We start from the raw sequence: 22,856 nt of genomic DNA on the forward strand, positions 1-22,856 counted from the left end.
TCACTGATTTGTTTTGCGCTCGCAAATGATCATATTAGTATAGACTCTGCTATACAGCAGTCTGCAAAAGCTCATTAAGACTGAGCATTTGCCCCTGCCACAATTTCCGTAATTTCCTGGGTAATAGCCGCTTGACGGGCACGGTTATAGGTCAACGACAGTTCACCAATCAGCTTGGTAGCATTTTTGGTAGCAGAACCCATCGCCGTCATCTTCGCTCCCAGTTCACTAGCTTTACCGTCCAGCAAAGCGCCGTAGATAAGTGTTTCTGCATAACGCGGCAACAATACTTCCAGCACTCCTTCTGGTGAAGGCTCATACTCATAATTTATCGAGGATGAAGCTGTAGCGGATTCCGGTGTTGCCATTGGCAACAAACGGTCAATTGTCGGAATTTGAGTCAGTGCGTTGACAAAGCGGTTATAGCATAGATAAAGCTCATCAAATTCTTTAAGTTCAAAGCCTTGTACAGCCTTGCTTGCAATCGTTTTGATATCTGCAAAAGCAGGTGTATCCGACAAGTCAGTCACTGACTCTGCAATAGGGAACTCACGACGTCTGAAATAATCCCGTCCTTTTCGTCCGATAATGAAAATTACAAATTCATCCTGTGAACGGTGACGTTCCGCAATCGTCTGCGTAACCTGCCGCAAAATATTGGCGTTATAACCACCAGCCAGACCACGATCAGATGTGATGATGAGATAAGCAGTCTTCTTGACCGGACGCGTCTCCAGCATTGGATGCTTGACACCGTTTGATCCAGAAGCAATACTGCTTACGACTTCCTTAAGCTTTTCTGCGTAAGGACGAGCCGACTCCGCTTTCTCCTGAGCCTTTCTCAGCTTGGATGCAGCGACCATTTCCATCGCTTTCGTAATTTGCTTTGTACTCTGCACACTTTTAATCTGACGTTTAATCTCGCGCATACCTTTTGCCATGATTTCACCACCTTCAAGCTTTGGCAAGGCCAAAGCTAACTTCGTAAGCAATCGTTAGCCTTGAGAAAAACAAAGCCACTTCGTAAAGATTCAAATCCAGCCGAGCATATGTTAAAGGGCCTGTTATTGGGGGTAAAACATGCCAAGGAAGCCAAAGCCCGAGGGGCACGCTTCCTTAGAACATTTTTCGTCATAAACAGGCAAATTCATGTATTAAACCGACGTAGCAAATGATTTTTTGAATTTCTCGATAGCTGCCTTCAAAGCCGCTTCGTTATCAGCCACCAAGTCTTTTGTATCACGGATCGATTGAAGCACATCCTGATGATCAGACACCATGAAAGACAAGAAGTCCTTTTCAAAACGTTTTACATCCGCTACCGGGATATCATCAAGGAAGCCTTTAACAGCAGTGTACAAGCTCACGACTTGCTGCTCAACAGGCAGCGGCTGATGTACACCCTGTTTCAGGATTTCCATCATTCGCGCACCACGGTCAAGACGGGCTTTAGTGGATTTATCCAAATCGGAACCGAATTGGGAGAACGCTTGAAGCTCACGATATTGGGCAAGATCCAGACGCAGGGAACCTGCAACCTTTTTCATCGCTTTAATCTGAGCGGAGCCCCCTACACGGGATACAGAAATACCTACGTTAATCGCCGGGCGTTGACCTGCATAGAACAAGTCAGCTTCCAGGAAAATTTGTCCATCCGTAATGGAAATTACGTTGGTTGGAATGTAAGCAGAAACGTCGGAAGCCTGTGTCTCGATAAACGGAAGCGCAGTAAGTGAGCCGCCACCCAATTCATCATTCAGCTTCGCTGCACGTTCCAGCAAGCGAGAGTGCAGATAGAAAACGTCACCCGGATAAGCCTCACGACCCGGTGGACGACGCAGCAACAGGGAAAGCTCCCGGTATGCGGACGCTTGTTTGGTCAAGTCATCATATACGACAAGGACATGCTCGCCTTTGTACATGAAGTACTCACCCATAGCACAGCCGGAATAAGGGGCAATGTACAGCAAAGGTGATGGCTCAGAAGCAGATGCCGTAACAACAATCGTATATTCCAAAGCACCGTGACGACGCAATGTTTCAACAACTTGAGCTACCGTAGATTGTTTTTGACCAATAGCAACATAGATACATTTCATGCCGTTGCCTTTTTGGTTCAAAATCGCATCAATCGCAATAGAAGTCTTACCTGTTTGACGGTCACCGATGATCAGCTCACGTTGACCGCGGCCAATCGGAACCATAGCATCAATGGCTTTAATCCCTGTTTGCATTGGCTCATGTACGGATTTACGGGCCATAACACCTGGAGCCTGACTTTCCACCGGACGGAATTCCGTGGTAGCAATTGGACCTTTGCCATCGACTGGTTGTCCCAATGGATTAACAACGCGTCCAATCAGTGCGTCCCCAACAGGAACCTGCATGATTTGGCCTGTACGTTTAACTTGACCGCCTTCACGAATGTCAGAGAATGGTCCAAGAATAACGACACCGACATTGCTCTCTTCCACGTTGAGCGCCAAGCCCAATACGCCGTTATCGAATTCAACCAATTCCCCGGCCATGACTTTTTCCAGTCCGTATACGCGGGCAATACCGTCGCCGACTTCAACAACAGTGCCGACTTCAACGACCTCGATATCATTTTTATATTGTTCAATCTGACTTTTAATCAATGAACTGATTTCCTCAGGTTTGATACTCAAGTGTGTTCACCCCTATCTTCTATACTCGTCTGTTAAAGGATTTCTCAAGACGATCCAGCTTGCCGGCCAGACTGCCGTCGTACAGTGTATCGCCAATAACCACTTTCAATCCGCCCAGCAGACTCGGGTCTACTATATTTTCCACACGGATTGTTTTATGTTCACGGGCTCCGAATTCCTCGGCTACCGTTGCTTTTTCCTGCTCACTGAGCGCATAGGTGGAATACACCTTTGCATGGGCCAGTCCCAGCTTGTACTCCTGAATCTCAAGGTATCCGGCAAGGAGATCTTCAAACAAATCGGCTCTGCTGCGCTGAATCAACAGCTTAATCGTGTTAATCAGCGAGGCAGACAGCTTGCCTTCAAAGCTGTTGGCCAGAACCTGAAGCTTGACCTCTTCCGTAATGTTAGGAGAATTAATGAACTTACGGATTTCGGCATCCCCCGATACAGCCTCTACAAAAGCACGCAGTTCCTGCTCGGTCTCCATAATGGTCTGCTCCTGCTCTGCCACTTCAAACAAGGCTTTCGCGTACCGTTTGGCAACTACCGTATCCCGGCTCATGCTTTGCCTCCTACCTCTTTAAGGTACTGGTCGACAAGCTCTCCCTGGACTTGGTCTTCCTTGATTTCTTTTTGTAGCAATTTGGAAGCAATTTGTACCGAAGCTTTACCCACTTCGCTGCGCAGCTCGGCAACTGCCTTATTGCGCTCGCTTGTGATTTCACGAACAGCTTCGTCTTTCAGGCGAACAGCTTCGTCTTTAGCCTGAATAATAATTTGCTCCGCTTGCTTGTTGCCAGTTTGCTTCGACTGCTCAATAATATCGTAGGCTTCCTTGCGCGCTTGCTGAAGAGCCTGTTTTTGCTCCTCAACATAGGCAGCAGCCTGTTCACGCGTTTGTGCCGCTTCACTCATTTGCTTCAAAACAAGCTCACGCCGCTTCTCCATAACTGAAAAGAGAGGGCCGAATGCATAACGGGTCAGCAACCAGTACAAGATCAAAAATGCAATGACAGTAAACACGATACTTGTCCAATTTAAATGCAATTGAAGTCACTCCTTTCCGGTGAACGTCAGTCCTAGATCTTTCTATTCAAACGAACAAAGAAGGCGCGGATGGCTGTGCCTTCCCCGCCAAACCTTGCTTCCATTTAATTAAGCACCTGCGTAGAAAATGAATGCCAGAACGACCCCGATGATTGGCAGGGCTTCGACCAAACCTACACCGATAAACATTACTGTTTGCAACGTTGCTTTAGCTTCAGGCTGACGAGCGATACCTTCAACTGTTTTACTTACGATCAGACCGTTACCGATACCAGCGCCCAAAGCGCCCAAACCTACTGCGATTGCAGCTGCGATATATGCCCAAACTCCCATTTTTAAAATCCTCCTTAAGTGAATGTGTATTTGTATTTTATATATATTTGCAGTTAAGAGCGAAGCGCACTCCTGAACTTAACTAAAAACCGGATAATGAACCTGTTTAATGCTCTTCTTCATGCGTATCAATGGACTGTGAAATATATACAAACGTCAGAATCGTAAAGACGAACGCCTGGATACTGCCGACAAAAATACTGAATCCTTGCCAGACCACGAGTCCCAATACGGAAGCAACCATACCTCCAACGCCAAGTGCTGTCAATTTCAACAGAACACTGATCAAAACTTCGCCGGCAAAAATATTACCGAATAGACGCATACCATGTGTCAGTAGTTTTGAGAACTGCTCAATCAGGTTAATTGGCAGAAAGAAAGGAAATGGTTGAACGTAGTGCTTAAAGTAAGCTTTGGTGTTACGGAAGATTCCCAGGAAATGAACCAGGACAAAGATCATCAATGCCAGTCCAATGGATACCCCTGCATCTGCGGTTGGTGATTTCCACCAGCTGACACCTACATGGGCAGCTTCGCCCGGATGAGTCGCCTGTGCTTGCTCTAATGCTTCCTTGACCGGAACGATATCATGCCCGAATACTTGTGCGCTTTGCACACTATCGAATTCAGTCACGATCCCGAACGGCAGACCTAGCATATTTCCGACGAAAATGAACATGATCAGCGTCATCCCTAAAGAAAGGAATGGCTTCCCTTTTTTCAAATCCATCGTACTGGAAATGAGTCCTTGAACGAATTCGACAACCCATTCTAAAAAGTTTTGCAGCTTTCCTGGATTGTCCACAGACAAATTGCGCGTTGCAGCAAAAGCCAGTCCAAACACAATAGCGCAGGTCACAAGCAGCATAATAATGACGGACAAGTCAATACTAAACCCGCCCAATTGGATAATCGGTGATTCATGCAACATGTTTTCTCACCCCTTTCTCAGTTGAGCCATTATTTTTCCTGAAGCGCGAATATAATGCCTATAATTAAAAGAAGGAATTGTCCAGTTACAAGGCTTGCCATTACAGCGATCTCATGGAAATAGGCCGGAAATTCTACAGCCAGCACCACTGCCAAAATTGAGGTCGCTAATCGAACGCCAAAGCCAATACCTACCACTCTCTTCTTTCTTTCACCGGCGGCCGCACTCGCAACCTGTCGAATTTTGTAGGCCATATACAGCACATTTAGACAGCTTACTCCCGTTCCCAGAATGATTCCGTGAGCAATGTCACGATGTTGGGGCATGAAAGCGGAGACCAGGAAACACAGAGCCATAATCATAAGCGCTACGATCCATAACATTTTTTGCATACGGGTCATCTCATTCATGGTTATCCCTCAATACCTTTCCGATCACAAGGGCAATACTCAATGCGCCTACAACCAAGCCTGCGAGAACGCTTACGCCAATCCAAATTCCGGAGCCACCAAGTTTGGCATCAAGCCATTTTCCGGCATAGAAACCACCCAGTGTGCATACCGTCAAATCAATGCCGATAGCGCTCACCAGTCCGATTGCCTTGAAGGCATTTCCGGTGTTGTTTTGGTTGTTGTTTTGCTTGGATGGTTTGACCACTTTTCCATGTCACCCCTGCAATTCCAGTCCATTTTACTTAAATATAAGATGCTTTGTCAATTGAGATATTTTAGTGCCCTAAAGTATAAAAATCAGTCGACAAAGCATCTAAAAATGCTGTATCCCTTGGTAACCGTACAGTTTAACTGTATGCTTGCCTTGTAAAGGAATATTATAACGAGCGAACGCCATTTGTGAACATTGTGTGAAATTCCTCAGGACGTTCAGATTTTACGCCATAATGGTGCAAAATCGCATTGACAATTCTTACCGAAGCCTTTCCGTCACCGTAAGGATTCGTTGCCTGACTCATAGACTCATACAACGCGGAATCCGTCAAAAGTGCCTTGGTTCGATTGTAGACATTCTCTTCACTCGTACCAACCAATTCCAATGTGCCCGCCTCAATTCCTTCCGGTCTTTCGGTCGTATCACGCAGTACCAGTACAGGTACTCCGAACGAAGGGGCTTCTTCCTGAAGACCGCCGGAATCCGTAAGAATCAGATGCGTGTGCGGATAAAAATTGTGCAGATCTACAACGTCCAGCGGATCAATCAGCTTAATCCGCGGATGGTTGCCTAAAATCTCAAATGCAGGCTCCTTCACAGCCGGACTCGGGTGAACCGGATACACGATGGCGATATCCTCAAATTCGTCCGCAATCCGTTTTACCGCATTAAAAATTTGACGATGTGGCTCCCCTTGTGACTCCCGGCGGTGAGCTGTCATTAGAATCAAACGTTTGCCTTGAGCCCAATCCAGTACCGGGTGCTCGTAATCTTGGCGAACGGTATACTGAAATACGTCAGTCACCGTATTTCCTGTTACATATATTCGCGATTCAGGTTTATTTTCCTTCCGCAAATTTCCAGCCGATAAAGAAGTAGGCGAAAAATGAAGATCAGATAGCACGCCTGTGAGCTGACGGTTCATTTCCTCCGGATATGGAGAAAGCTTGTTCCATGTCCGCAAGCCTGCTTCCACATGCCCTACTTCAATTTGCTGCATAAAGACTGCGTAGCTAGCGAGGAATGTCGTCAGCGTATCACCGTGAACCAGGACAATATCAGGCTTGGCCTCACGCAATACAGGCTCCAGCCCCTGAAGTACACGTATGGAAATTTCGTTGAGTGTCTGACGGTCTTTCATCACATCCAGATCATAGTCAGGGTGGATGTTAAAGACCTCCAGAACCTGGTCAAGCATTTGGCGATGCTGAGCTGTAACGCATACCACAGACTCGATATGCTCCGGATGACGCTGAAGCTCCAAAATGAGAGGAGCCATTTTAATCGCTTCCGGACGAACGCCAAAAATGGTCATTACTTTGATTTTAGACATTTCGAGTTGAACCCCTTTTCATAATAAACGTCCAGTTCACAGATCCTTTTAATATGAAAATGACCTGTCCGCAACGTCCATAAATTTGCCGAACCGCCAAAGGCGATTTACTTGGTTCCGTACAAGCGGTCTCCCGCGTCGCCAAGACCAGGAACGATATAGCCATGCTCGTCCAAACGCTCGTCCAGTGCAGCAACATAAATGTCGACATCAGGATGCGCATCTTGTACAGCTTTGACTCCCTCAGGAGCGGCAATCAGATTCATCATTTTAATTTGGGTGCAGCCTCTCTTTTTCAGCACATCAATAGCAGCAATCGCCGAGCCGCCTGTTGCAAGCATTGGATCAATAACGATCAATTCACGCTCAGTCACGTCTGTAGGCAACTTCGTGTAGTATTCCACAGGCTGCAATGTTTCAGGGTCGCGGAACAATCCCACATGGCCTACCTTTGCTGCTGGCAGCAGTTTTACGACGCCATCCAGCATACCCAAGCCTGCACGCAAAATCGGAATGAGGCCCAGCATACGTCCGGAAATCACTTTACCTTCTGTCTCAGCAACCGGTGTTTGCACCGTAATGCTTTCCAACGGGATGTCCCTCGTAATTTCATAAGCCATCAAAGTTGCTACTTCATCCACGAGCTCGCGGAAATCCTTGGTGTTGGTCCGCACATCGCGGATAAATGTAAGTTTGTGTTGGATCAAAGGGTGATCACAAACCACCAGTTTTGCCATGATATATTCCCTCCGGTATTATCGTCACGTTCTTCCGAACCAGAATATCGAACATCCTGATTGGAAAGGGATCTATGTAACCTATTTGTACAAACCAAATAAGCACAGATGCAGTGCGTGCCTGTAAATCCTGTTTATTATAACATTCCCTTGATTGATTTAACACCTGCCACCGCAACCTTTGGTCAAGAGAAAGATATGTAAAGTAAAATACCTAGCCCGCCACTTTGCGAGCGACTTTCGTCATAGAAAATAGCACCAAAAAAGACCCTAACGGCCCTTGACCGTCAAAGTCTGCTGAGCTTTAAAATCGATGCCATCGTAATAATTCAAGATGTTTTTTTGTAAACGCTTCATTATATATATGTTTAAATATATATGTCCAACTCTATGGACTCTGTCGGCTTAAAGGGGAACCCTTAAACCGCCAGATGAAGCCTTACCGTAAACGCTTGTTACCCAAAAATGTACGTTTCGAGCCGCCAGAAAATAAAAAGGGCTGTCTCCCCTCCGACTTACAGAAGGAAAACAGCCTTATTCAACCTGGATAGGTGACCGATATAATTAGTATTGAGTACCTGGATAGATCGGGAATTTTTCAGTCAGCTCGCCAACCGCTTGGCTCGCCTTGGACAATACCGTATCATCCTTCGGATTTTTGAGGGTTTCAGCAATGATTTTACCGATTTTGACCATAGCCTCTTCATCCATACCACGGGATGTCGCAGCAGGAGTACCAATACGAATTCCGCTGGTAACGAACGGACTGGTCGGGTCGAAAGGAATTGCGTTTTTGTTCACCGTGATGCCCACGGAATCCAGTACATGCTCTGCTTCTTTACCTGTAATGTTCAGATTACGCGTATCCAGCAGCATCAGGTGATTATCTGTACCACCCGATACGATGTTAATTCCCTCTGCCAGCAGTGTCTCTGCCAGCACCTGTGCATTGCGAACCACGTTTTGTGCATAGGTTTTGAAAGAAGGTTGGAGCGCTTCACCCAAGGCAACTGCTTTGGACGCAATCACATGCATTAATGGACCACCCTGAGTGCCTGGGAAAATCGCCTTATCAATCGCCTGTGCCCACGCTTTGCGAGTCAGAATCAATCCGCCACGCGGACCACGCAGCGTTTTATGCGTCGTTGTGGTTACAAATTGCGCATGTGGAACCGGATTAGGGTGAATACCCGCTGCCACCAGACCGGCAATATGCGCCATATCTACCATGAACAGCGCACCCACATCGCTGGCAATGGAAGCAAAGGCTTCAAAATCAATGGTACGCGGATATGCGCTCGCTCCGGCTACAATCAGACGAGGGCGGTGCTTGAAGGCCGCCTTGCGCACTTCATCATAGTCAATGCGGAAGTTGTCTTCACGTACACCATAAGCAACAAAGTTATATAACAAGCCGGAAGCGTTAACGGGACTTCCGTGTGTCAGATGGCCGCCATGCGCCAAATTCATACCCAGTACGGTATCACCGGGTTTGAGCGCAGCCAAATATACCGCCATGTTCGCTTGTGCTCCAGAGTGAGCCTGCACGTTGGCATGCTCGGCACCGAACAATTCTTTGGCGCGATCACGTGCAATGTCCTCGACGATATCTACGTGCTCACAGCCGCCGTAGTAACGTTTGCCCGGATAACCTTCAGCATATTTATTCGTCAGTACAGAGCCCATCGCTTCCATAACCGCTTCGCTGACGATGTTCTCGGATGCGATCAGCTCGATATTGTGGCGTTGTCGTTTCAGTTCAAGTCCCATTGCTTCCAGCACTGCCGGGTCACTTTTACGCAGATGTTCCATCATGATTGATTACTCCCTCTCCATAGTCAATTGTTGGGTATACTAAAGTACAAAACAAACAGTCCACGCCAAATGCTAGTCACAGTTTCCGCCGTCTTCTTGTTCAAGGGTGTACACTGCCCGTTGTCCACCAATCAGTGGAGGGCGCGTGAATGCAGCAGTTACACGTGCTTCGCCAATCCAGCGAAGGCCTGGGCGAAACGGAACGGCTATGGGGCGCAGATGCATGCCGATCAGCGTTTCGCCAATGTCTATCCCGGCATGCGCCTGTACGTTCATCGCCAAACACGCGTCGTCCAGTGACCGATAGGCAATGGCAGCCATAGAGCCACCTGCCGTACGGACAGGAACGGCGGCAACTTCCATTAATCCCAGCCGCTCCAGCACAGTCCGCTCAACGACCAGTGCACGGTTCAAATGCTCGCAGCATTGAAACGCCACCTCAAAGCCATATGCCCGGCGTACGGACTCTACTCCAGCCAGCAACTGCTGAGCCACATCAAGCGCTCCCGCCGTGCCGATCCGGCTCCCAGCCACTTCACTCGTGCTTACGCCAACAACCAGCAAGCGACCAGCCTTCAGACCTGCCGCTTCAGCGAGTTCCCGCACGACAGAAGCGGTCTGTGCTTCAAGTGAAATCTCACGATCCAATTGTCCAGCCATCGGAACCTCCCTTGGTTGAACAGTCCCTCAGAGACCAGGCACAGTCTCATGCCTCAAGTTCAACACACTTTCTCCTGATATCACAATCTGACTATATTATAGCCGATGTTTCGGATTTCGAGCAGAAAAAATGGAAGAACAAGAAGGCAGCAGAAAATCCGGAATAGCTCATATACGAAAAAAGAGCAGTCCACACCAATGTGGAATTGCTCTTTTGCCCAGGCGACCGGCCGTATATCCGGTGCTCCATCGTGGTTAATCCCACTGTTGTCGCCAGTTACACCGGATTCTCATTTTTCCACCTTATCTTAACGGATTAACTGCCGAAAATCAACAGATTCCGTACAAATCAGATGAGTAACACCGACTTTATTCGGAGGAAGCCTTTAACTTGTCCAGCAGCTTATGCAGTGCCGTGCGGATTTCCGCAGCCGTGACATCGTAATCCTCCCGCGAACCCCCAAATGGATCGGAAACATCAAAGCCCGGAATCCGTTGGTGCAGCTCAATCATCCGCTCACGCTCCTGCGCCGACAGCTCTTGTCCGAGTGAAGCCATCAACTGTTGTGAAGCGTATAAGCCATCTAACTCCTGTACATCTTTCAGCACCGCATCCCGATCTTCCACATATTCCTTGAGCGTAAAAACTTTGTCCGCCGCATGGGGAAACCGCTGAATGACGTGCTGCTTATGACCTTGCGCCAAGGTTAAAATCAGATGTGCCCACTCGGCCAGTCCGCCGCTCAGAGAGGTCGAGGTCATCCGATCCGAGATATCGTGGTCCCGTAGAACCGCCTCTGCGTGTCGGGATATCGGTGTGCCTTCCATCGCGGCCACTCCCGCAGAGCGCACCTCCAGCTCCAATCCGCGTTCAGCAGCCAGCTTGCGCAGCATTCCTTCAGCCATTGGACTGCGACAGGTGTTCCCTGTGCATACGAATAAGATATGTTTCAACGTTTTCACCCCCAAAGCCTTTACTATCATCCTGTATTATTTTACACTGTCCACGCTAAAATCAAAACATAAACATAAAGCCGAACGCCAGCAAAATAGCACCGCCCACGGCCTCTCCATAATCCCCTAGATTACGGCTGACCTTGCGACCCAGCAGCAATCCCAGCATCGCCATCGCCCCTCCGCAAAAGCCAAACGCCAGAACACTCAGCACCAGATCACTCTGGAACATCCCCAGCGACACCCCTACAGAAAACGAGTCGACGCTTACCCCGAGCGCAAACAACAAAAGACCCAAAGGTGAACGATGATCCAATACTTGTACGCCGCCCCCCTTGAAGGAACTATATACCATATGCCCGCCTAAAAGGATGAGTAACCCACCTGCAAAATAGGTCGTCACATAGCCCAGTAAGGAACTCATATAATGGCCTATGAACATCCCCAGCAATGGCATCAGAATGTGAAAAAAGCCAATAACCGTACTGATGCGCAGCACATCCCGCAGGCGTATCCCCTTCATGCCGATCCCTACGCCCAGCGATAACGCATCCATCCCCAGCGCTACTGCCATGATCAGAATCGTTACAACCTGCCCGACATGGGCAGAGGCTGACAGCATACTCCATCCCTCCATTATCCGTCCTTTCTTGTACACGTTATGCGGACAAGGAGCAAAACAGTACAAGCATATAACGGATGAGCCTGTACAGGACGAGGAGAGATGAGAATTTTATTAAGAGCGGTTACGACAAGACCGAAACCCTTTCTGTACTCCAGCAAAATATGTGTGTCTTGCTAAAGACGAACGACTCGGTGACCTGCCGCTTTCAGCAGACGGTTCATAACGGCGTCTCCCAATCCGTCGGTCGGACAGGATTCCGATAAAATATAAGTGACGCCGTCCTCATCGCAGCGGCGCAGCACGCCGTACAGGCGCTGCGCCGCCTCATGGAGCGCGTCCCGCTTACCCAGCGAATAGACGCGCTCTCCGGCATAGCTGGCGGCATGCTCGTCGAACGCGAGCACCGCCGTGCGCTCTCCGCGTGCGCGAGCCTCCGCCAGCGCAGCGCGAATCCAGCCCGTCACCGCAGCGGGCGACGGGCCCTGCACCACGCTCAAGCGGCCGCGCGGCGCGTAGTGCGTGTACTTCATGCCCGGCGAACGCGGTGCCGGGCTATCGGCGTCCTCGCCGGGCGAAGCAGCGGCCAGCGCCGGATCGAGCACGACAGCGCGAGCGACCGCAGCGAGCTGCTCGGCCGTCACGCCGCCGGGGCGCAGGATGGTGACGGTTCCGTCGTCACCGGCCTGTACCACCGTGGACTCAAGCCCCACACCCGTGGGGCCTCCGTCCAGAATACCGCCGATGCGGCCCCCCAGGTCCTCCTGCACATGCTGTGCAAGGGTTGGACTGGGCCTTCCCGAGCGGTTCGCGCTGGGCGCAGCCAGCGGACAGCCGGCTTCCGCGATCAGACGCAGCGCTATCGGATGATCCGGCATACGCACACCGACCGTGTCCAGCCCTGCCGTCACACGAGGTGATAGCGCCTGCGGCACCACCGGCAGCACCAGCGTCAGCGGTCCCGGCCAGAACGCATCCATCAGCGCCCGGGCCGTATCGTTTATGTTGGCTACCATACCGCTCAATTGGACAGGGTCAGAAATATGTACAATGAGCGGATTATCGGAAGGACGCCCTTTGGCGGCAAATACCGCCTCCACTGCTGCTGTGCTGCGTGCGTCGGCACCCAGGCCGTATACGGTTTCTGTAGGGAAGGCTATCGTCTCTCCCGCCTGGAGCAGCTCGGCAGCCTCACGGATACCCTTTTCCGCCGCAATCCGAGTCTGCCCACCCCCCATTTCGCCGGAGATATCCTCTTCAGTCTCACGAATCGCAACCGTAGTATCAGCTTCTTCCATGCCAGCAGACGTCCTCTTAGCAGTTGCAGCCAGGTCCGTTTCGGGAACCAAACATCTTACATCCCACCATTTTGTATGCAAAGCCTCCAATGTCTGCTTTAGCTCGTGAATCCCTTGTTCATCCGGCTCCCGCTCGGGCTTCTCCTTCTGTGCAAACGGTCTGTGCAAATCTTGTATTGGATTCAATTTATCGGTCATATCAGATCATCCCATATCTTATTGTCATACAGTCCGATTCATGTCGCTTGGTCTCCAAAGAGGCCTGCTTTGAAAACTCAACTGAATCGGCTCTGCCATGTGCTACTGTACATCCCATTATAGCATATGGGAGACTGGCTACTCTCAAGCTTAGACGAATAAGCCGCTTACCCAGCCCCACAACCCTGTCAGAGCATCCCACAGAAAGAAACGTACTTCCGGTTCCTTGCCATTCGCAGTTGTCTGACTGTCTCCGCGATTCGCTTTTGCCGCTGCCGCTTGTGCCGTTGCCTCCCCACTGCCTGCATCAATAAAACACAATGGCGGAAACAGCACGCACCACCAATTTTGCCCTCTGCCTTGTCCCAGTGTGACCCGGAGGGCCTCATAATTCCCGGCAGGATAAACAAGACCACCATACATTTTTGTCGGAAAAGGAACACTTGCCAGTTCCACCTGATGCTGATATGCAATGCCGCGCCGAGCCAGCTCAGCACCTACCAAACGATCAATTTCAGGCAAGTGGGCAGCAATCAACGCTCTCGCCTGATTTAAGCTTTGCGGGTTTTCCAGCTTACCTACCCAAGCATTCATTTGCTGTACGATGGCGTCCCGGATGTCGCGCTTGACCAGCTGATCCTCCGGGCGATCCGAATTGGCCAAAATGCGCAGCCGAATGGAATCATGCGGAATCACTCTTGCCCCTGTTGTTGTCATTCCTGACGTTATAGGACCTCTGATTCCTGTGGTCATGGCAGCATCCGTTTTTTGACCTTCCCAGGACATCATTAAGATCGAAATACAAAATAAGATCATGGCAGCTTGCTTTACCCAGCTTTTCATCTTCGTCCCCCCAAACCCAAACTCTATCATGTCTATCAGTTTGTCCGGTTCGGGAGAATCTAAACCTATGAATCTATGTAAAATGTTCAGAGCAAAGCCTGGATCATGGTCTGCGAAAATGAAAAGGCCCAGATTTCGCAATCTGGACCTTTTCGCTGCATCGTTTTACTTTATCAGCATTTTGCATATTTCGATTCCAACGCTCGAAAGCGTAGTATATAGACGTACTAACCGTATCTACCCACAATCCATGCACACTAGACCTTTTTCGCCTTCGTCAAGCTCGCTCTGGAAGGCTGTGGCAGATCATCCTCCAGCTCCTGACCGTGCACCTTAATACTCATAACCAGGCCGATACTTGCCATGTTAATGAGCAGCGACGTCCCCCCGTAGCTGATGAACGGAAGCGTAATGCCCGTGAGCGGCATGATGCCCAAAAACGCGCCGATATTCTCAAAAATCTGATATAACAGCATGGACACAATACCCACGATAAGATACGGTCCAGCTCGATCACGGCATTCCAGCGATATCAGGATCATTCGGTGAATTAAAATAAAATATAACAAGAGTAACACCGAGGAGCCTACAAAGCCAAATTCCTCCGCTACCACTACAAAAATAGAATCCGCATACGTATAAGGAACACGCCCGGATTGTACCGAGGTTCCCTGCAGAAAGCCTTTGCCCATCATCCCGCCAGAGGCAATCGCCAGCTTGGCGTTTTTGGTATGATAAGATGCCTTCGCGGTCGCTTTTTCCGGTACCAGCCAAGGGTCCAGACGCTCTACCCAGTGACTGCGCCCAATCCCCTTCATAAACGAATCAATCTCATCGTGAAACGAGATATAGGCTTTGAGCCCACCACCAACAGCGACTGCAAATATGGTAAATCCGATCAGCGCATGGGATGCCTTCACATTCCCAATCCATAGCATACCAATGACGATGACGATGTATCCGAGCGCATTACCCAGGTCATTTTGCGCCATCACCATAGCAAAAGGAACAAAGCTCACCAGCGCGACTGGAAGTACGTCCTGAACAAAATACAGTCTGCTCTTGCGCTTTTTGATCAGCATATACGTCAGAAAGATGATAAGAACCAGCTTGAATACCTCAGCAGGCTGGAGGTTCAAGCCACCGATTTTCAAAAAGCCCTGGGAGTTGTTAACCGTCCCGCCAAAAAAGCCGAGCAAGAGCAGAAATATTCCGCCTCCATATACATACAGTGCTTTTTTAATAAATATTCGGAAATCGACCATCGCTATACCCAAAATCGCCACAAAACCCAATATATAATACCCGATCATCTTCTGGTAGTCATTGCCGTGCTCCGTCAGGTTCGTAGGGCCTCTGCCCGCGCTATATACCGTGATGATGCTGATTGCCATGAGCAAAACCAGAATAAAGATAACCGGACCATCTATTTTTTTAAATTTCTGAAGCATGATTTCCCCCTGAGCCGTTTCTCGGTCATACTCCTCTTATTCTAAAGCAAAGACTCGCAAAAAGAAAATGCAGCACTACTCCGAGACGCCTAGGACATGTCGTTCAATCCCTGCAAGGTCTGGAACGATCAAGATTGTCTTCCAATGACCTGCCCGCTCCAGCAGCGCGGCCACGTCTCTGGCCTGCCCCATGCCCAACTCAAATCCAATCAGCCGAGGCGGAGCCTGAAGGAGCCCTAGCTGCTCCAGCATCGCCCGATACGGGCCAAGCCCGTCGGGGCCGCCATCCAGCGCCATGTGCGGCTCATGGTCGCGCACCTCCGGCTGCAAGCCAGCGATGTCGGCAGCCGGAATATACGGCGGATTGGACACGAGGATGTCCACCGCCGCACCCGCGAACGGCGTCAGCAGATCGCCCTCGCGGAATTCCACGGCTGCGCCGTTCGCAGCGGCATTGCTGGCCGCCATTTTCAGCGCAGCAGCGGAAATATCCCCCGCTGCTACGCCCCAGCGCGGGCGCTCAGCCGCCAGCGTTACAGCGATTGCACCGCTGCCCGTGCCGATATCGAGCGCCTGCGGGGCGCCGTTCGGCCACAAACGGTCACCGTGCTGGAGTATGGCCTCGACGAGCAGCTCGGTCTCGGGGCGCGGGATCAGCACCGCCGGCGAAACCGCAAACGGGCGGCCATAAAACTCCTGCCGTCCGATAATATACTGCGCCGGCTCGCCCGCTGCTTTGCGGGTGATGACCGCTTCCCAAGCCTCCTTGCCGGAAGCAGGGAATGGATCAGCCAGCGCAACATAGAAGGCCGTGCCTTCCAGCCCAAGCACGTGCTCCAGCAACAGGCGGGCGTTATGCTGCGGCTCCAGTACGCCGCAGCTTCCTAAAAAAGAAGAAGCCTCAACTAAGGCTTCTCTGATACTTATGCTCCGATCCGGCGACATTCGATATGCACAATCACGTTCGTGTCCCAAGGCTTAAACCTCTTGTTCCATCAAATCAGCCTGCTCCGCAATCGTGAGTGCCGATACGATCTCTTCAATCTCCCCGTTCATCACCTGGTCCAGCTTGTGCATAGTCAAGCCAATCCGGTGATCTGTTACACGGCTTTGCGGGAAGTTGTAGGTACGAATACGCTCACTGCGATCCCCGGTCCCTACTTTGCTCTTGCGCTCGCCTGCATATTTGGCTTCCTCTTCCTGGCGCATCATATCCGAAATACGGGCGCGCAAAACCTGCAGCGCCTTCTCCTTGTTGGAGTTCTGGGATTTACCGTCCTGACAGGTCGCCATAATGCCTGTTGGCATATGCGTCACACGCACGGCGGATTTTGTCGTATTGACAGACTGACCGCCCGCACCGCTGGAGCAGAAAGTATCCACGCGGATATCCTTGTCTAAAATTTCGATATCCACTTCCTCTGCCTCAGGCATCACGGACACCGTGGAGGTAGACGTATGAATACGTCCACCAGATTCCGTCGTCGGAATCCGCTGTACGCGGTGTGCGCCGCTTTCGAATTTCATTTTGCTGTATGCACCGCGTCCGTTAATCATGAAAATAACCTCTTTAAAACCACCAAGGTCATTCATGTTCGCATCCATCAGCTCTACACGCCAGCCTTGGGTATCTGCATAACGGGTGTACATCCGATACAAGTCCGCTGCAAACAGTGCGGCTTCGTCACCACCCGCAGCACCACGAATTTCGATAATAACGTTCTTATCATCGTTCGGGTCCTTTGGCAGCAACAAAATACGGATTTTCTCGTCCAGCTCCCGTTTACGGGCACTCAGCTCTTCAATCTCCATTTTGACCATTTCACGCATCTCGTCGTCCAGCTTTTCACCTTGCATGACTTTAGCAGCGTCCAGCTCTTCAACGACTGTTTTATATTCGGTATATGCTTCATAAGCAGGCTGTAAATCAGACTGTTCTTTGGAATAATCTCTAAGTTTTTTGCTATCGTTCGCCACATCCGGATCGCAGAGCAGTTCGCTCAGTTTATCGTAGCGGTCCGCCAATGATTGCAATCGGTCCAACAAGCGATTCACCTCTTCAGTTAAATTAATATGAAACCAGCTTCAAATTCACTGGCTACAGCTCTTTATTATAACAACTAATCGGTTAATTAGCTACAAAAATTACTTACTAATTTAGGATTCTGCAAAAATCCGCAAATCTATTGGAGTCGAATACACAAAATCCTGAATAAACTGAATGGCAAATTTTCAACCAAGAAAAGAAATGCGAATCAAATAAAAAGCCGCCGCCCTGAGCAGGCAGCGACTAACTTAATTAAGTACATGCAGGAAACACATATACAATCACCTAAATGTTCGCATATCAACACCGAGTGCTATACGCTGAAATGCATACTAAACATTAAAACGGAAATGCATAACGTCTCCGTCCTGCACCACATATTCCTTGCCTTCCAAACGAAGCTGACCACGTTCCTTGGCCCCGTTCATAGAGCCGGCAGCGACCAAATCATCGTAGGATACAACCTCGGCGCGAATAAATCCGCGTTCAAAATCCGAGTGGATAACGCCCGCAGCGCCAGGTGCTTTTGTTCCTTTGTGAATAGTCCATGCGCGTACTTCCTGCACACCTGCTGTGAAATACGTATATAAACCCAACAAGCGATAAGCCGCTTTGATCAGGCGGTTCAGGCCGGATTCAGCCAGTCCCAGCTCCTCAAGGAACATCGCCTTATCTTCGCCCTCCAGCTCGGCAATTTCAGACTCTACCTTGGCACTGATCGGTACTACTTCGGCATTTTCTGCGACTGCAAATTCACGTACCTTTTGCACATATGGATTGCTATCAGCTTCCGTTACACCATCTTCACTGACATTAGCCGCGTACAGTACAGGCTTCATCGTAAGCAAATGGAGATCGCGTACAATGACACGGTCTTCGTCCGACAGTTCCACGCTGCGTGCAGGCTTGTCAGCGTACAGCGATTCCTTGATCCGTTCCAGTACTTCAACCTCTTGGGCGTACTGCTTGTTGCCGCCCTTCATGTTCTTGCGGGAACGTTCAATACGCTTGTCTACGCTTTCGATATCCGCCAGAATCAATTCCAGATTGATCGTCTGAATGTCGCTGATCGGATCAATTTTGCCGTCCACATGGGTAATATTCTCATCTTCAAAGCAGCGCACCACATGAACAATTGCATCTACTTCACGAATATGGGCCAGAAACTTGTTACCCAGGCCCTCGCCTTTGCTGGCACCGCGCACAAGCCCGGCAATATCAACAAACTCAAATGCCGTCGGCACCGTTTTGTTCGGTACTACCAGCTCAGTCAGCTTATCCAGCCGCTCGTCCGGTACTTCAACGACCCCTACATTAGGGTCAATTGTACAAAATGGATAGTTTGCGGATTCCGCCCCCGCCTGCGTTATTGCGTTAAACAGTGTTGATTTGCCCACATTCGGCAAGCCCACGATCCCCGCTTTTAAAGCCATAATCAGAACAACTCCCGTTTATATAAAATATGCGTTATACCATCTGTTAGTTTACCAACCCACATTATATAGGAGAACCTATACATGCGGCAAGCATACGGCCGTGGTTTTAGGATTTTGCTGCATCGCTATTTAGATTTCTTTGCTCATCTGGATATCCGTAACCCGATAACCAGACTTGCGATATACATGCAAAGCTCGCTCATTATGCCCGAATACGTGCAGACCGATGCGAACCGCACCCAGCTTGCGGGCTTCCTGTTCCAACGCTCCCATCGTCAACGTCCCCAGACCTCGTCCCTGATATGAATTATAAACGAGAATATCCAGCAAAAAAGCTTCTTTGCCTTGCGTACCTTCTGTAATGTTGAACCAGATATATCCCGCTTCCTCCGGGCTCTGACCAGCAATACCTGAATATTCAAGCATGTACAGGTGAGCATGGGGGGTATCCAATCTTTGCGGCAAATATGTTGCAAAGCTTTCCTTTGCCCGTTCCGGTGCTTCTTCCACCGTCCACTCGCCTACCCGGATTTTCTCCTCCGCGAAATCCGCGAGCGAGCGCTGTTCAAAGCGTTCATATTGCTCTGCACTCATCGGAACCAATCTGATAAATCCACTCATCCGTTCGCCTTCTTTCTTAGTCGAGTCGTGTCTTTAAGACCTTCAATCCCAGCTACGCCGATGCCAAACATGACTGTACGCAATTCCAGCTCCACCTGCTCCAATCGGGCTTCCAACGCCTCGCTGGAGGCGACCGCCGAACCGAGCAAGGAACGTCCGAAGCCTGCCATGTCAGCGCCCAAAGCAAGCGCCTTGGCGGCATCGACACCGTCTCTCAATCCACCGCTGCCGATCAGAGCACCATTGGGCTGAACGGCTCTGACTTCTACGATGCAATCTGCGGTGGAGTTCCCCCAATCGGCAAACGCTTCCGCCGCCGCACGGCGTACAGGATCGGGATTGCGGAATTTTTCCACCTGGCTCCAGCTTGTCCCGCCTGCGCCAGCGACATCAATAAAAGCAGCACCCGCATCATATAGTCTAGAGGCCGTTTCGCCATCAATGCCCCAGCCTACTTCCTTGACTCCTACAGGCACTGAAAGCTGACGGCACAGCTCCTCGATACGCCCAAGCAGACCGCTGAAATTTATATTCCCTTCGGGTTGAAAAATCTCCTGCAATCCGTTCAAATGCAGTACCAGCATGTCCGCTCCGGCAATTTCCACGGCACGACGACAATCGTCCACACCAAATCCGTAGTTTAGCTGTACCGCCCCCAGATTGGCGAATATCGGTATACTGGGTGCCAGACGGCGAACCGCAAAGGTTGAAGCCAATTCTTCCCTTTCCACCGCAGCTCTTACCGAGCCAACTCCCAACGCCCAGCCACGCTTCTCAGCCGTCTCTGCCAATCGCTCATTAATCGCTCCCGTCTCAGCGCTGCCGCCTGTCATGGAGCTTATGAGCAGCGGTGTACGCACAGTGCGTCCCAGAAAGGCAGTATTCAGACGCACCTCGTCAAAATGCAGTTCCGGCAGTGCGCAGTGCTTAAAGGCATACCGCTCCAGCCCGCTGGTGATGCCTTGTCCCGCCACATCTTCTTGCAGACAAAGGCGGACGTGCTCAATCTTCCGTTCACCTGTCCGCGCAGCAGGCAGCAAAGAGCCGGATCTGCCAGAACTCTCAGGTGATCCTTTTTGCTCTGTATTACTCATCTATATTTCACCTCATCCAAATCGCTCTGTTTATCGGTATCGGGGCCATGAAGCACAAATAAGACCGTTCCCGAACACGGTAACCGATCTGTTTATCGTCTCCTGTATCAGAGCCTTTAAAAACGTCAATTTAAGATATCTTCATTGTATCATGGATGGAAAAATATATACATCGCAAAAACCGCTCCCATTGAAGGGGCGGCTTCTTTTCTTACCCTGTCAGGATATAGGCCGTCTTGCCTCAATTCATCCCTCCAGTGAGTCAGGTACAGGCGTAATGTTTTTTTGTTGCTCCTTCGTACGCCCCTGACCAAGCTTGAATACCAGAATACCGCCGATAATAACCAGCACCCCGATCAGCTTATTAAAGGTGAACGGGATCTTTTCCAGCCCCAGCCAGCCCAGCGAATCCCACAACAGAGCAGTACCTAATTGTGCCGTCAATACAATCGAGATCGCATAGGTTGGGCCAAGCCGCTTCATGCCTTGTACCAGACAGAACACGACGCCGACACCAATCATTCCACTGAACCAGTACCACAGCTGCATATACTGCAACGTAAATGTATTTTTCCCTTCAAAAATAAGACTTCCGAGCAAGGAAGCCAGAAAGCCTGTGCCCAGCACCAATGTAGTTGTAGCCCATGAACCTGTCCGCTCATTCACCTTATTGTTGAATATCGTTTGCAAACTGACCAAGGCACCTGCGATAATCGCCAGTACAATCCCTAATAACATGATTTCAACTCTCCCCTGATAATCCTTTGGTTTATATAGACTCGTAAATATTCTGGCCTGCCAGCTCGTTTAAACCTTGTCTGTCCCGAATGACAATGTAACCTTTTGTCCGCTCAACCCATCCATCCTCAATCATCTTGCGTATGACACGGTTAAGATGCCTGTAGCTGGTTCCGATCAGATTGGCCACATCCACCAGGCTGGATACCCGTAATTCCTCATGAAAGGCGGAATCAGATTCCTCAAAAGAAACGGATAGCAGGTAGCTCGCCAGCCTGACTTCGACGGGGTACATGAGATTAAAATTGGAAAAGTCGGAGTCCAGGCAAAACTTTCGTGTGACAACATCCAGTAAAAATTGCAGTAAAGGGGCATAGTCGCTTCCGTATTTATGCATCCATTGATGGTGGATGCCGATCACATAGATCGGAGACACCGCCTCTACCGTGTTAATTACGTGACTACTGCGAATATATTCAACATCTCCAATGACTTCGATCGGTTTTTTGAAGCAGAGGATCAGTGTCTTGCCTTCTGTAGAGCTGGTATAAATCTTGACCTTGCCCTGTACCAATATGTACAGATATTCAATAGTATCCCCCTGTGAGCAAAGCTTTTCCCCTTGTTCCAAACGATGCAGCGATAAATGAGGACGCAGTGGCTCATAGAGTATGGATTCCAGCTGGTGCAGCTGCAAAAAATGTTGCAGTTGCTCTTGGTCCTGAATTTCTCTCATTCCTAAGCTCACCTTCAATTCTGCGTTCTGGACTTTTTCGACGAATAACGAATGAAGTTCTAGTTAAAGCTTCAAAATAACCACACCCGCAATCATCATGCCAATGCCTATAAACTGCGGCAGCCTCATTTTTTGCTTCACTAGACCGAACCATCCCCTGATATCTGCCAGGAAGGTTAAACACAGCTGGGAAATCAACAGAGCCGAAATCGTGAACGTTACCCCGATATGCTGAATAGCCGTAACTTCACTGAATATAATAATAGCTGCAAATGCACCACCCCATAGATACATCGGCTTTACCTGTTTCATTTCGGCCACACGTCCGTCCCGTGTAACCATCCAGACCAAGGCAGCCAAAATAAAGCCAGTTAATTGAGTAACTGTAGCTGCCTGCCATGTACCGATATCATGACTGATTCGTGTATTCGCCACCCCTTGCAGCGTAATGCAAGCGCCTCCTAGAAAAGCAAACAAAATTCCTCTCATCAATCGTTATTCTCCCCGTGTAAATGACGTTTTTATATATTAAAGTATAGGGCAGACTTCCAATAAAGGACATATGTCCTCAACAGCCAGAGGAGCTGGATATTACGCGCACAATCAATCGTCATCTCGCCTTTG

Annotated in this window: 25 protein-coding genes and 1 riboswitch; all 25 genes read right to left on the bottom strand. The window is 49.7% G+C overall.

Going from position 1 to position 22,856, the window contains the following annotated elements:
• Window positions 1-74: 74 nt before the first annotated feature.
• The 25 genes from atpG to KQI_RS0125560 all read right to left on the bottom strand — a co-directional run bounded on the left by atpG (window position 75) and on the right by KQI_RS0125560 (window position 22,721).
• The gene (gene atpG, locus KQI_RS0125440; RefSeq protein WP_010349721.1) at window positions 75-941 is read right to left on the bottom strand and encodes an ATP synthase F1 subunit gamma; all 867 of its coding nucleotides are present in this window, start codon (window positions 939-941) and stop codon (window positions 75-77) included.
• A 213-nt stretch (window positions 942-1,154) separates the two neighbouring features.
• Window positions 1,155-2,669, bottom strand: coding sequence for a F0F1 ATP synthase subunit alpha (gene atpA / locus KQI_RS0125445; RefSeq protein ID WP_010349722.1), 1,515 nt, complete (start codon window positions 2,667-2,669; stop codon window positions 1,155-1,157).
• Window positions 2,670-2,688: 19 nt separating this feature from the next.
• Window positions 2,689-3,234, bottom strand: a complete 546-nt coding sequence (locus tag KQI_RS0125450) for a F0F1 ATP synthase subunit delta (RefSeq protein ID WP_010349723.1) — start codon at window positions 3,232-3,234, stop codon at window positions 2,689-2,691.
• Window positions 3,231-3,719 carry a F0F1 ATP synthase subunit B gene (atpF, locus tag KQI_RS0125455; RefSeq protein ID WP_007432748.1) on the bottom strand — a complete coding sequence of 163 codons (489 nt, stop codon included), beginning with the start codon at window positions 3,717-3,719 and terminating at the stop codon, window positions 3,231-3,233. Before atpF ends, KQI_RS0125450 begins: the two co-directional genes overlap by 4 nt.
• A gap of 108 nt (window positions 3,720-3,827) precedes the next feature.
• On the bottom strand, window positions 3,828-4,052 hold the full coding sequence (atpE, locus tag KQI_RS0125460) for a F0F1 ATP synthase subunit C (RefSeq protein ID WP_007432750.1): 225 nt from the start codon (window positions 4,050-4,052) through the stop codon (window positions 3,828-3,830).
• A 106-nt stretch (window positions 4,053-4,158) separates the two neighbouring features.
• On the bottom strand, window positions 4,159-4,983 hold the full coding sequence (gene atpB / locus KQI_RS0125465) for a F0F1 ATP synthase subunit A (RefSeq protein WP_010349725.1): 825 nt from the start codon (window positions 4,981-4,983) through the stop codon (window positions 4,159-4,161).
• Between the two features lie 29 nt (window positions 4,984-5,012).
• On the bottom strand, window positions 5,013-5,393 hold the full coding sequence (locus tag KQI_RS0125470) for an ATP synthase subunit I (RefSeq protein WP_010349726.1): 381 nt from the start codon (window positions 5,391-5,393) through the stop codon (window positions 5,013-5,015).
• Window positions 5,386-5,640 carry an AtpZ/AtpI family protein gene (locus KQI_RS0125475; RefSeq protein WP_010349727.1) on the bottom strand — a complete coding sequence of 85 codons (255 nt, stop codon included), beginning with the start codon at window positions 5,638-5,640 and terminating at the stop codon, window positions 5,386-5,388. Before KQI_RS0125475 ends, KQI_RS0125470 begins: the two co-directional genes overlap by 8 nt.
• Before the next feature lie 172 nt (window positions 5,641-5,812).
• Window positions 5,813-6,982 (bottom strand): non-hydrolyzing UDP-N-acetylglucosamine 2-epimerase, encoded by a 1,170-nt coding sequence (gene wecB, locus KQI_RS0125480; protein ID WP_010349728.1) that lies wholly within the window; start codon window positions 6,980-6,982, stop codon window positions 5,813-5,815.
• A 107-nt stretch (window positions 6,983-7,089) separates the two neighbouring features.
• Entirely contained in the window at window positions 7,090-7,719 is a 630-nt protein-coding gene (gene upp / locus KQI_RS0125485; RefSeq protein WP_007432755.1) for a uracil phosphoribosyltransferase, read from the bottom strand.
• 564 nt (window positions 7,720-8,283) lie between these two features.
• Entirely contained in the window at window positions 8,284-9,534 is a 1,251-nt protein-coding gene (locus KQI_RS0125490; RefSeq protein WP_029390342.1) for a serine hydroxymethyltransferase, read from the bottom strand.
• Window positions 9,535-9,606: 72 nt separating this feature from the next.
• A complete protein-coding gene (locus KQI_RS0125495; RefSeq protein WP_010349730.1) occupies window positions 9,607-10,194 on the bottom strand; it encodes a TIGR01440 family protein in 588 nt (195 codons plus the stop codon).
• 209 nt (window positions 10,195-10,403) lie between these two features.
• Window positions 10,404-10,485: riboswitch (ZMP/ZTP riboswitch) on the bottom strand.
• A 78-nt stretch (window positions 10,486-10,563) separates the two neighbouring features.
• Window positions 10,564-11,148, bottom strand: coding sequence for a low molecular weight protein arginine phosphatase (locus KQI_RS0125500; protein WP_029390343.1), 585 nt, complete (start codon window positions 11,146-11,148; stop codon window positions 10,564-10,566).
• Between the two features lie 61 nt (window positions 11,149-11,209).
• A complete protein-coding gene (locus tag KQI_RS0125505; RefSeq protein ID WP_010349732.1) occupies window positions 11,210-11,770 on the bottom strand; it encodes a manganese efflux pump MntP in 561 nt (186 codons plus the stop codon).
• 176 nt (window positions 11,771-11,946) lie between these two features.
• Window positions 11,947-13,266 (bottom strand): L-threonylcarbamoyladenylate synthase, encoded by a 1,320-nt coding sequence (locus tag KQI_RS0125510; protein ID WP_010349733.1) that lies wholly within the window; start codon window positions 13,264-13,266, stop codon window positions 11,947-11,949.
• A gap of 150 nt (window positions 13,267-13,416) precedes the next feature.
• Entirely contained in the window at window positions 13,417-14,109 is a 693-nt protein-coding gene (spoIIR, locus tag KQI_RS0125515) for a stage II sporulation protein R (RefSeq protein WP_010349734.1), read from the bottom strand.
• Window positions 14,110-14,366: 257 nt separating this feature from the next.
• Window positions 14,367-15,560, bottom strand: coding sequence for an FtsW/RodA/SpoVE family cell cycle protein (locus KQI_RS0125520; protein WP_010349735.1), 1,194 nt, complete (start codon window positions 15,558-15,560; stop codon window positions 14,367-14,369).
• A 75-nt stretch (window positions 15,561-15,635) separates the two neighbouring features.
• Window positions 15,636-16,535 (bottom strand): peptide chain release factor N(5)-glutamine methyltransferase, encoded by a 900-nt coding sequence (prmC, locus tag KQI_RS0125525; protein WP_010349736.1) that lies wholly within the window; start codon window positions 16,533-16,535, stop codon window positions 15,636-15,638.
• Window positions 16,536-16,538: 3 nt separating this feature from the next.
• Window positions 16,539-17,606 (bottom strand): peptide chain release factor 1, encoded by a 1,068-nt coding sequence (gene prfA / locus KQI_RS0125530; protein WP_010349737.1) that lies wholly within the window; start codon window positions 17,604-17,606, stop codon window positions 16,539-16,541.
• A gap of 333 nt (window positions 17,607-17,939) precedes the next feature.
• Window positions 17,940-19,040, bottom strand: coding sequence for a redox-regulated ATPase YchF (gene ychF, locus KQI_RS0125535; protein ID WP_010349738.1), 1,101 nt, complete (start codon window positions 19,038-19,040; stop codon window positions 17,940-17,942).
• 132 nt (window positions 19,041-19,172) lie between these two features.
• Window positions 19,173-19,664, bottom strand: coding sequence for a GNAT family N-acetyltransferase (locus KQI_RS0125540; RefSeq protein WP_010349739.1), 492 nt, complete (start codon window positions 19,662-19,664; stop codon window positions 19,173-19,175).
• Window positions 19,661-20,758: a type 2 isopentenyl-diphosphate Delta-isomerase gene (gene fni / locus KQI_RS0125545; RefSeq protein ID WP_010349740.1), complete on the bottom strand. Its 1,098-nt coding sequence runs from the start codon at window positions 20,756-20,758 to the stop codon at window positions 19,661-19,663. Before fni ends, KQI_RS0125540 begins: the two co-directional genes overlap by 4 nt.
• A gap of 246 nt (window positions 20,759-21,004) precedes the next feature.
• Window positions 21,005-21,496: a DMT family transporter gene (locus KQI_RS0125550; protein WP_010349741.1), complete on the bottom strand. Its 492-nt coding sequence runs from the start codon at window positions 21,494-21,496 to the stop codon at window positions 21,005-21,007.
• A 31-nt stretch (window positions 21,497-21,527) separates the two neighbouring features.
• Window positions 21,528-22,232, bottom strand: coding sequence for a Crp/Fnr family transcriptional regulator (locus KQI_RS0125555; protein WP_010349742.1), 705 nt, complete (start codon window positions 22,230-22,232; stop codon window positions 21,528-21,530).
• 63 nt (window positions 22,233-22,295) lie between these two features.
• Complete coding sequence (locus KQI_RS0125560) at window positions 22,296-22,721, bottom strand: DMT family transporter (protein WP_010349743.1); 426 nt, start codon at window positions 22,719-22,721, stop codon at window positions 22,296-22,298.
• Window positions 22,722-22,856: the final 135 nt, after the last annotated feature.

It is taken from the genome of Paenibacillus peoriae KCTC 3763 (assembly GCF_000236805.1).
Taxonomy (GTDB): Bacteria; Bacillota; Bacilli; order Paenibacillales; family Paenibacillaceae; genus Paenibacillus; species Paenibacillus peoriae.

Excerpts from the sequence above, each read along its gene's own strand:
- wecB (WP_010349728.1), bottom strand. The coding sequence starts at position 6,982 with ATGTCTAAAATCAAAGTAATGACCATTTTTGGCGTTCGTCCGGAAGCG.
- KQI_RS0125555 (WP_010349742.1), bottom strand. The coding sequence starts at position 22,232 with ATGAGAGAAATTCAGGACCAAGAGCAACTGCAACATTTTTTGCAGCTG.
- fni (WP_010349740.1), bottom strand. The coding sequence starts at position 20,758 with ATGAGTAATACAGAGCAAAAAGGATCACCTGAGAGTTCTGGCAGATCC.
- spoIIR (WP_010349734.1), bottom strand. The coding sequence starts at position 14,109 with ATGAAAAGCTGGGTAAAGCAAGCTGCCATGATCTTATTTTGTATTTCG.
- atpE (WP_007432750.1), bottom strand. The coding sequence starts at position 4,052 with ATGGGAGTTTGGGCATATATCGCAGCTGCAATCGCAGTAGGTTTGGGC.
- KQI_RS0125490 (WP_029390342.1), bottom strand. The coding sequence starts at position 9,534 with ATGATGGAACATCTGCGTAAAAGTGACCCGGCAGTGCTGGAAGCAATG.
- ychF (WP_010349738.1), bottom strand. The coding sequence starts at position 19,040 with ATGGCTTTAAAAGCGGGGATCGTGGGCTTGCCGAATGTGGGCAAATCA.
- KQI_RS0125540 (WP_010349739.1), bottom strand. The coding sequence starts at position 19,664 with ATGAGTGGATTTATCAGATTGGTTCCGATGAGTGCAGAGCAATATGAA.
- upp (WP_007432755.1), bottom strand. The coding sequence starts at position 7,719 with ATGGCAAAACTGGTGGTTTGTGATCACCCTTTGATCCAACACAAACTT.
- KQI_RS0125470 (WP_010349726.1), bottom strand. The coding sequence starts at position 5,393 with ATGAATGAGATGACCCGTATGCAAAAAATGTTATGGATCGTAGCGCTT.
- KQI_RS0125550 (WP_010349741.1), bottom strand. The coding sequence starts at position 21,496 with ATGTTATTAGGGATTGTACTGGCGATTATCGCAGGTGCCTTGGTCAGT.
- KQI_RS0125560 (WP_010349743.1), bottom strand. The coding sequence starts at position 22,721 with ATGAGAGGAATTTTGTTTGCTTTTCTAGGAGGCGCTTGCATTACGCTG.
- KQI_RS0125510 (WP_010349733.1), bottom strand. The coding sequence starts at position 13,266 with ATGACCGATAAATTGAATCCAATACAAGATTTGCACAGACCGTTTGCA.
- KQI_RS0125495 (WP_010349730.1), bottom strand. The coding sequence starts at position 10,194 with ATGGCTGGACAATTGGATCGTGAGATTTCACTTGAAGCACAGACCGCT.
- KQI_RS0125450 (WP_010349723.1), bottom strand. The coding sequence starts at position 3,234 with ATGAGCCGGGATACGGTAGTTGCCAAACGGTACGCGAAAGCCTTGTTT.
- atpG (WP_010349721.1), bottom strand. The coding sequence starts at position 941 with ATGGCAAAAGGTATGCGCGAGATTAAACGTCAGATTAAAAGTGTGCAG.
- atpB (WP_010349725.1), bottom strand. The coding sequence starts at position 4,983 with ATGTTGCATGAATCACCGATTATCCAATTGGGCGGGTTTAGTATTGAC.
- KQI_RS0125505 (WP_010349732.1), bottom strand. The coding sequence starts at position 11,770 with ATGCTGTCAGCCTCTGCCCATGTCGGGCAGGTTGTAACGATTCTGATC.
- KQI_RS0125520 (WP_010349735.1), bottom strand. The coding sequence starts at position 15,560 with ATGCTTCAGAAATTTAAAAAAATAGATGGTCCGGTTATCTTTATTCTG.